10 protein-coding genes and 1 pseudogene are annotated in these 7,033 nt (G+C 69.2%); 4 read left to right on the plus strand and 7 right to left on the minus strand.

Annotated elements, in window-relative coordinates:
- Positions 1-105 precede the first annotated feature (105 nt).
- The gene (locus tag WA967_RS06075; protein ID WP_424420085.1) at positions 106-885 is read left to right on the plus strand and encodes an IclR family transcriptional regulator; all 780 of its coding nucleotides are present in this window, start codon (positions 106-108) and stop codon (positions 883-885) included.
- A gap of 249 nt (positions 886-1,134) precedes the next feature.
- On the opposite strand, the gene WA967_RS06080 is transcribed toward WA967_RS06075, so the two are convergent.
- Positions 1,135-1,590, minus strand: a complete 456-nt coding sequence (locus WA967_RS06080) for an IclR family transcriptional regulator (protein ID WP_424420099.1) — start codon at positions 1,588-1,590, stop codon at positions 1,135-1,137.
- A 5-nt stretch (positions 1,591-1,595) separates the two neighbouring features.
- Here WA967_RS06080 and WA967_RS06085 point away from each other — a divergent pair.
- A pseudogene (locus WA967_RS06085) lies at positions 1,596-2,138 on the plus strand (NAD-binding protein); the annotation flags it as partial.
- 6 nt (positions 2,139-2,144) lie between these two features.
- Here WA967_RS06085 and WA967_RS06090 read toward each other — a convergent pair.
- The gene (locus WA967_RS06090; protein WP_424420087.1) at positions 2,145-2,828 is read right to left on the minus strand and encodes an NADPH-dependent F420 reductase; all 684 of its coding nucleotides are present in this window, start codon (positions 2,826-2,828) and stop codon (positions 2,145-2,147) included.
- A gap of 134 nt (positions 2,829-2,962) precedes the next feature.
- On the opposite strand from WA967_RS06090, the gene WA967_RS06095 reads away from it, so the two are divergent.
- Positions 2,963-3,676 (plus strand): CDP-alcohol phosphatidyltransferase family protein, encoded by a 714-nt coding sequence (locus WA967_RS06095; RefSeq protein WP_424420089.1) that lies wholly within the window; start codon positions 2,963-2,965, stop codon positions 3,674-3,676.
- Here the strand turns inward: WA967_RS06095 and WA967_RS06100 are convergent.
- The 3 genes from WA967_RS06100 to WA967_RS06110 form a co-directional block, all read right to left on the minus strand.
- Complete coding sequence (locus WA967_RS06100) at positions 3,568-4,551, minus strand: hypothetical protein (RefSeq protein ID WP_424420091.1); 984 nt, start codon at positions 4,549-4,551, stop codon at positions 3,568-3,570. The genes WA967_RS06095 and WA967_RS06100 overlap by 109 nt on opposite strands.
- Positions 4,552-4,715: 164 nt before the next feature.
- Positions 4,716-4,928, minus strand: a complete 213-nt coding sequence (locus WA967_RS06105) for a DUF2795 domain-containing protein (protein ID WP_298861086.1) — start codon at positions 4,926-4,928, stop codon at positions 4,716-4,718.
- 34 nt (positions 4,929-4,962) lie between these two features.
- Positions 4,963-5,385, minus strand: coding sequence for an Hsp20/alpha crystallin family protein (locus WA967_RS06110; RefSeq protein WP_424420093.1), 423 nt, complete (start codon positions 5,383-5,385; stop codon positions 4,963-4,965).
- 125 nt (positions 5,386-5,510) lie between these two features.
- On the opposite strand from WA967_RS06110, the gene WA967_RS06115 reads away from it, so the two are divergent.
- The gene (locus WA967_RS06115) at positions 5,511-5,807 is read left to right on the plus strand and encodes a MerR family transcriptional regulator (protein WP_298861079.1); all 297 of its coding nucleotides are present in this window, start codon (positions 5,511-5,513) and stop codon (positions 5,805-5,807) included.
- 137 nt (positions 5,808-5,944) lie between these two features.
- Here the strand turns inward: WA967_RS06115 and WA967_RS06120 are convergent, their stop codons facing one another.
- Both WA967_RS06120 and WA967_RS06125 read right to left on the minus strand, forming a co-directional pair.
- Positions 5,945-6,388, minus strand: coding sequence for a pyrimidine dimer DNA glycosylase/endonuclease V (locus WA967_RS06120; RefSeq protein WP_424420095.1), 444 nt, complete (start codon positions 6,386-6,388; stop codon positions 5,945-5,947).
- Positions 6,385-7,033: MMPL family transporter (locus WA967_RS06125; RefSeq protein ID WP_424420097.1), on the minus strand; the 649-nt coding region annotated here is incomplete at its 5' end. The genes WA967_RS06120 and WA967_RS06125, both read right to left, overlap by 4 nt.

Consider the following 7,033-nt stretch of genomic DNA (forward strand, 5'->3'; position numbering starts at 1 on the left):
CAGATGCCATGATGAACCAGGGACACCTGTCGCTGGTGATCGCGGCGGCTCCTGCGCGATGCCGCGCCGGAGAAGGCGATGTCCCCCCGGCACGAGAAGAGGAACATGTCCCCGGATGCTTCTGAGGGCGGTGAGACTCTTATCGCGTCCGTGCAGCGCGCACTGCGCCTGGTCGACATCGTCGCGAACTCTCCTCGTCCCCTCCCCACGAAGGTGCTCGCGCAGCAGTCGGGTCTCACCCTGGGCACGACGTACAACCTGGTGCGCACGCTGGTGCGCGAGCAGTATCTGGCCTCGGAGTGCGATGGTCTCGTTCTGGGCGGGAGGTTCCCCGGGCTCAGTGACACGAAGGCGGCGGGGGTCTTCGTGGCGCGCGTCCGGGAGTCGCTGCACGATGTCGCCGACGGAATCGGCGCCACCGCCTACCTGTCCCGCTACCAGGACGGCGAGGTGCATCTCGTGGACATCGTGGATGCGGAGTCCAGCCCCCGCGTCGAGCTGTGGGTGGGCCTGCACTCCAGCGCCCACGCGACCGCACTGGGCAAGCAGATCCTCGCGGAGCTCACCCCGGGGGAGCGGGCGGACTACCTCTCACGGCACGTGCTCGAGGAGCTCACGCCTTACACGATCCGGGACCGTGAGCTGCTGCTGCGCCAGCTGGAGCACCCGGCTGCCGCCGTCCGCGACGAGCAGGAGTACGCCATCGGGTACAACTGCCTGGCCGTCCCCGTGCTCGCGCCCGGCATCACGGCATCGCTCGCCGTGTCGCTGCCGGCCGACGGGCCGGTGCCGGACACCGCACTGATCGCCGAGCAGCTGCGCCGAACGGCGAACCGGCTGTCGCTGCGCCTCGGCGCCGAGGGTCTTTCGGGCACGGTGCTGTAGTGCTTTCACCATCTGAAAATCAGCGGGTTCCGCCGAGGTTGACAGCGCCCATATGCTGAAGTCGCACCACGGTCACTGCCTGTCGCCGCCGGAGAAGCACGGTTTCCCCAGAACCCGCGGATCCGGTACCGGCATCGGACGGCTGATGACCGCGGGGGGATGAGACCGCTCGAGCGGTCCAAGCGAGGCGTCGATCAGGAGTCCCCAGTCCCTGCTCGACGCCTCGCCCACGTTCGGCCATGGCGACGGTCACCCGCCGACGGGGGCTCCCAAGGCAGTGCTGGCCGATCGCGCGGAAGCCGCTACGACCGGACCCAGCCTGTTCACGTCATCCGGACCCACTCGCTGGATCGGGAACCCTAGCCCCAGAACTGCGGCGAGTTCCCCGGTGTGCCCGAAAACCGGGGCGCTGATCGAGCCGACGTCGATGTGCCGCTCGCCGAACGCCGCCGAGTATCCCTGTGCTCGCGTGACCCGGCTCTGCTGGTCCAGCCGCTCCATGCTGGTGGGAGTCGAGGTCGTGAACTGGGTCAGCTCGGTGCCCAGCAGCGCCTCGCGGGCGGCTGGATCGAATGCCAGGAAGATCTTGCCCGGTGCGCCGACGTGGAGCGGCAGCACCTGCCCCACGCGGAACGGGCGCATGATCACGTGACGCGTGTCGGCGACGCTGACGATGGTGCGGAGCGCGCCGTCGCGAACGTACAGGCACGGTGTCCGGCGGCATCAGTGGTGCCGAAGCCGGCACCCTGACGTTCATGATCGGGGGAGAACCAGGCGCCGTGAGCGACGCCGGTGCCTTCATCGAGCCGATGTCCGGCAACATCATCCCCACCGGCGGCGCCACCACCGGGCAGGCCGCGAAGATCTGCAACAATCTCATGCTGTTCATCGATCTCGCCGGGGTCTCGGAGGGCGCCGTCCTCGCCGAGAGGCTCGGACTCGATCCCCAGGTGTTCTGGGACATCGCCTCCGTGTCTTCGGGGGACAGCTGGGCGCTGCGCACCTGGTACCCGGTCGAGGGGATCGTGCCCACGGCGGCCGCCAACAACGACTTCGCTCCCACGTTCACCGCCGAACTGGCCAAGAAGGACATCGGTCTGGCTGTCGCGGCGGCCAGGGCGACGGAGACTCCGCTGGAAGTCGGCGAGCATGTGATGCAGATGTTCCAGCGGGTCATCGATGCGGGCCAGGCGAGGAAGGACTGCTCCATCATCGTCAAGCTCGTCGACGGAACGCTTCAGCCGACCGCGTAGCCCGGCTCAGATCGCGCCGCCCCGCGCCTTCGCCACCACGATCCCGCGCCGCGAGTTCGCGAAGCCGTCCAGCATCCCGCGCAGCTCTTCAGCGCCGACGTCCGCGCCGAACACCTCGGAACCCGGCTCCAGCATGATCCCGGCGGCCAGGGGGCCTGCGATCACCGCATCGAAACCCAGCGCATCGACCAGCCCGGCGACGAGCGCCAGGTCGTCGGGGGAGTCCCCGGCGATGGCGATGGCCTTGCGCGCAGGATCGCCGACCTTCCGCGCCTCCTCCGCCATGTCCTGATAGCCCATGTGCCCGAGCGCCTTCACGACCCGCGCTCCCGCGAGATGCGCCTGCACCAGCTCGCTTGTCGAGGTCGCCGGGTCCGTCAGGTCGGGGCGGATGCCGTCGGCGCCCCACCAGTAGTTCATGGCGTCGATGACGAGCATCCCGCTCATCTCCTCGGTCGGGAGCGTGCGGTAGGCGCCCAGCGGAAGCGCGAGCACCACGGCATCCGCATCGTCGATCACGGCAGAGACGGTACGGGCCTCGGCGCCGACCGCGGCCATCGCCCGGGCGATGGGGGCGGGGTCGCCGCTTCGCGCGATCAGCACGCGGTACCCGGCGTCCGACGCCAGTTGCGCCAGCACGGACCCCAGCCGACCTGCGCCGATGATGCCGAGCGTGCGGATGCGGTCCATCCCGCCATCGTATGTCCCGGCGTGCCGCCCGGACTCGCCGGCGCCCCCGCGCGCGGGCACTAGCGTGGAGAGAGTCCGCCCTCCGCGGATGATCGACGTCGATCGTCTGCCACCCGACCATCAGGAATCAGGTCATGCCCTCTCGACGCACTCGCGTTATCGCCGCCTGGGCGGTGCACGCCTTCACCCTCACCGGGGTGATCTGGGCGACCCTCGCGCTGCTGGCGCTCTTCGACGACGAGCCCCGGCTCATGTGGCTGTACCTGGGCATCGCCCTGGTCGTGGACGGCGTCGACGGCACCCTGGCGCGCAAGGCGGAGGTGCGCACCTACGCGCCGAACTTCGACGGCGTCATCCTCGACTCGATCATCGACTACCTGACCTGGACGCTCATCCCCGCGCTGTTCCTGTTCCGGGAGGGCCTTCTGGGCGACGGCGCCGCGGCGCTCATCCTGCTGCTGCTCATCAATGTCTCGTCGATGTTCTGCTACGCCAACACGAAGATGAAGACCGGCGACTACTACTTCCTCGGCTTCCCCGCCGCGTGGAACGTGGTGGCGCTGGGCCTGTGGCTGCTGGGCGCGGGCGCACTGTTCAACGCCGTCGTCGTCGTTGTGCTCTCGCTGCTGACCTGGGCGCCCATCGCATTCGTTCATCCGCTGCGCGTGGCACGGTTCCGGGCGGTCACGCTCATCGCCACGGCGGTGTGGATCATCGCCTCCGCCGCTCTCGTGGTGCTCTACCCGATCGCCGAGCCCTGGACCGTCGTGGTCTGGCTGGCCTCGGGCGCCTGGGTGATCCTCACCGGCGTCATCCGCACCGTCGCGGCCACCAGGGCGCTGCGATAGCGGCGGCGCAGCAGCCGCTCCTGCACGTACTTGACCACTTCGATCGAGATGCTGCAGACGGTCAGCACGGCGATGACCGCCACCACGAACGGCGGGTAGTCCCGCCCGTTCAGCCAGAAGTACACGTACGGCGCCGTGAAGGTCGCGATCGTGGTGAGCGTCGCCAGGGCGCGGATGCTGCGCCGCGGGGCGAACAGCATCGCCAGCACGCCCCAGGTGTACGGGATCGCGGTGAGGATGTCGATCAGCCAGAGCACCAGCAGGCTGCCGTGGAACTGCGGGAGGAACGCCACCGGCAGGGCGCGCAGCGCCGAATAGATTCCCACCGCGAGGTACACGGGCACCCGCGGGTCGCCTGCGAGTCGGCGCAGCGGATGCAGGCGCTGCACGGGCAGCTCGGCCGGCAGCATCCGCATCGTCTCCTGCGGCACATGCCTGGTGCTCATCCCGCGCAGCGCTCGCGCGGTGGCGTCGGGATCGGACGCCAGGGTGTGGCGCAGCAGCTCGAGGACGTTCGCGCCGTAGAGGGCACCGCGCTCGGATGCGGCGGGATCGTCGAGCCTGTGCACGATGCCCGGGAGAGCAGCCGTGAGCGGTGCGTCGTCCCAGGCCGGGTCGGCCTCGGCGAACAGCATCCGGATGCCGTCCTCCAGTGCATCCCTGAGGATCGACAGGCGCGAGGCGGGGTGACGCAGCACGCCGGGTGCCACGAATCGCGTGTTCCGCGGGCCGAGCTCGGCGATGCGCCGCACTCCCGCGACCTCGAGGAGCTCGTCCGTCCGCAGTGCGCGGGAGACGATCCGGGGATCGGCGGCGAGGGTCTCGGGAGACACGAGCAGCGTCCGCTGCATACGCCCCAGCCAGCGCCGCACCATGGTCGAAGCATACCGGGGCGCCGCTGATCACCCGCCGCGCGGGCGGCTTCCGCGCCTTCGTCGGCGACCTCGAGCGCGCCGTCGAACTCGTGCGGTGAGCGGAACCAGGATGCCGGGGTCTCGCTCGCGAGTGAAGGCGCACCCGTGGGCGAGACCCCGCAGCGCTAGGCTGCGGCGAGCGCGTGAGCGCGGGCCGGCGTCATCGCACGCCGGACGTCGAAGCACGAGTCGAACCGTCCGATCGGCAGGGCGCTGAGCGCGGCGATGTCGTCCGAGGGCAGTCCATCGCGTGACGCCTCGCGCACGAGATCGTCCGTGATCGCGGGGTACTCCATGTCGGCCAGGAAGCGGTCGAGTGCAGAAGCGGATGTCGTCATCGTGTCATTCCTTCCTGAAACGGGGTGTTCTGTCTCATGCCGCGATCTCCTCCCGGTGCGATGACGACTCCACGGTGATCCTGCGGGGCTTGGCCCGCTCGCTGACCGGGATGACGACCGTCAGCACGCCGTTCTCGTACGAGGCGCTGATGTGGTCGACGTCGACGCCGTCGCCGAGCGTGAACTGGCGCAGGAAGGAACCCGAACTGCGCTCGCGGGCGAGCCATCGGGAGCCCTCACCGGTGTCCGCGGTGCGCTGCGCGCGGATGCTCAGCTGGGTGCCGTCGACGTCGACGTCGATGGAGCCGGGGTCCGCGCCGGGGAGATCGGCGTGCAGGACGTAGCGCTCGCCGTCGCGGAAGAGATCCACCGGCATCAGGCGAGGGGATCGAACGGAATCCAGCACGCTCGCAGCAAAACGATCGAGCTGGCTGATCGGATCGAATGTCATTCCCATGATGTGCTCCTTTCGATCGGCCCGGCGGAACGGGCTCAGATGGAGAATGCAGACCATCTGCATTCGCTGGTGTAGATTTGTTATAGACCAAAGTGATGATCTTCGCAATGACAGGACTCGCAGACATGACCGAACCCGAGATGAGCACGCCGCTGTACGGCATCGCCGTCGCCGCGCAGCTCGTGAATATGCCCGAGGCGACGCTGCGACTCTTCGAGCGTCACGGACTGCTCACGCCGCAGCGCAGCGACGGCGGAACCCGGCGGTACAGCGGTGATGACATCGCGCGGCTGCGTCGTGTCGGGCGACTGCGCGATGAGGGCATGAACCTCGCCGGGATCGGCCGGCTCATGGAGCTCGAGGACGAGAACGCCGGACTTCGAGCGGAACTGGCCGTCGAACGGGGCGACTCCGGGGAGTGACGTCGCCGTGGTCTCGGGCGTAGCGGGGTTCGGCATGAGCGCCCCCTCGGCTCGTCGGATGCCGTGAACTGCGGCGATCAGAGGCTAAGCCGCACGGCATCCGCTCTGAAGACCCTTGACATCCGTGCCCGCCGGGCCTAGTCCGCGATGGTTCCTGCCCGTTCCCACGACGCCACCTCTCCAGGCACGACCCGGAACAGTGGATGCGGTCGGGGTTCCGAGCGTCGCCAGCGCTCGGCATCCGCTGGACTGCGCACGGCCAGCTTGGCGCCCAGGTGCTCCCACTCCCGCGCAAGCTGCCCGTCGGTCACGGCGATCCTGGCAGCGGGCCGTGCGGGGGACAGGATGCGGGAGCGGTCGAACCGGTAGCCGCGGGCATCGGCCTCCTCTCCCACGCCCGTGAGGTAGGCGCCGACGGCCGCGAGCGGATCCGGCTGAGCGCGGAACCGCTCCAGCTGCGGATGCCGCTGATACCCGCGGGTGCGCCCCGCGAGCACCGCCTGGGCCAGCAGCGCCTCGCGCCAGCACGCGACCAGCGCCGCTCTGTCGAGCTGTGACGGATGCAGTGACCAGAGCCTCACGGGCGTCCCTCCTCCTGCTCACCGTCGTGCCTGCTCAGGCGCGAGGGCCACCAGATCACGCGCCCCAGATCGTGGCTCAGTGCGGGGACCAGCAGTGAGCGCACCACGAAGGTGTCCAGCAGCACGCCGAACGCGACGATGAAGGCGATCTGCACGAGGAACAGGATGGGGATGACCGACAGCGCCGCGAAGGTGGCGGCCAGCACCAGCCCCGCAGACGTGATCACGCCGCCGGTCACCGCGAGCCCGCGCAGGATGCCCTCGTGGGTGCCGTGCTTGCGAGATTCTTCGCGCACCCTGGTCATCAGGAAGATGTTGTAGTCGATGCCCAGCGCCACGAGGAACACGAACCCGTACAGCGGCACAGCGGGATCCGCGCCGGGGAAGTGGAACAGACCGCCGAATGCCAGGGCTGCCACGCCCATCGCGGAGCCGAACGACAGCACGGTCGTGAGGATCAGCAGCAGCGGCGCAACGACGGAGCGCAGGAGCAGCATGAGGATGATCAGGATCACTGCCAGGACCACCGGGATGATGAGGTTGCGGTCGTGGATCGACGCCGCGTTCGTGTCGACCGCTGTCGCGGTGACGCCGCCCACCAGGGCATCCGTACCGGTGAGGTCTGCGCGCAGCCGCTGGACGGTG

Source organism: Microbacterium sp. (genome assembly GCF_049650565.1).
In the GTDB taxonomy this organism is placed as follows: domain Bacteria; phylum Actinomycetota; class Actinomycetes; order Actinomycetales; family Microbacteriaceae; genus Microbacterium.

Bases quoted from the DNA above. Each gene is read 5' to 3' on its own strand.
- WA967_RS06110 (WP_424420093.1), bottom strand. From the start codon at position 5,385: ATGGGAATGACATTCGATCCGATCAGCCAGCTCGATCGTTTTGCTGCG.
- WA967_RS06115 (WP_298861079.1), top strand. From the start codon at position 5,511: ATGACCGAACCCGAGATGAGCACGCCGCTGTACGGCATCGCCGTCGCC.
- WA967_RS06075 (WP_424420085.1), top strand. From the start codon at position 106: ATGTCCCCGGATGCTTCTGAGGGCGGTGAGACTCTTATCGCGTCCGTG.
- WA967_RS06105 (WP_298861086.1), bottom strand. From the start codon at position 4,928: ATGACGACATCCGCTTCTGCACTCGACCGCTTCCTGGCCGACATGGAG.
- WA967_RS06090 (WP_424420087.1), bottom strand. From the start codon at position 2,828: ATGGACCGCATCCGCACGCTCGGCATCATCGGCGCAGGTCGGCTGGGG.
- WA967_RS06095 (WP_424420089.1), top strand. From the start codon at position 2,963: ATGCCCTCTCGACGCACTCGCGTTATCGCCGCCTGGGCGGTGCACGCC.
- WA967_RS06100 (WP_424420091.1), bottom strand. From the start codon at position 4,551: ATGGTGCGGCGCTGGCTGGGGCGTATGCAGCGGACGCTGCTCGTGTCT.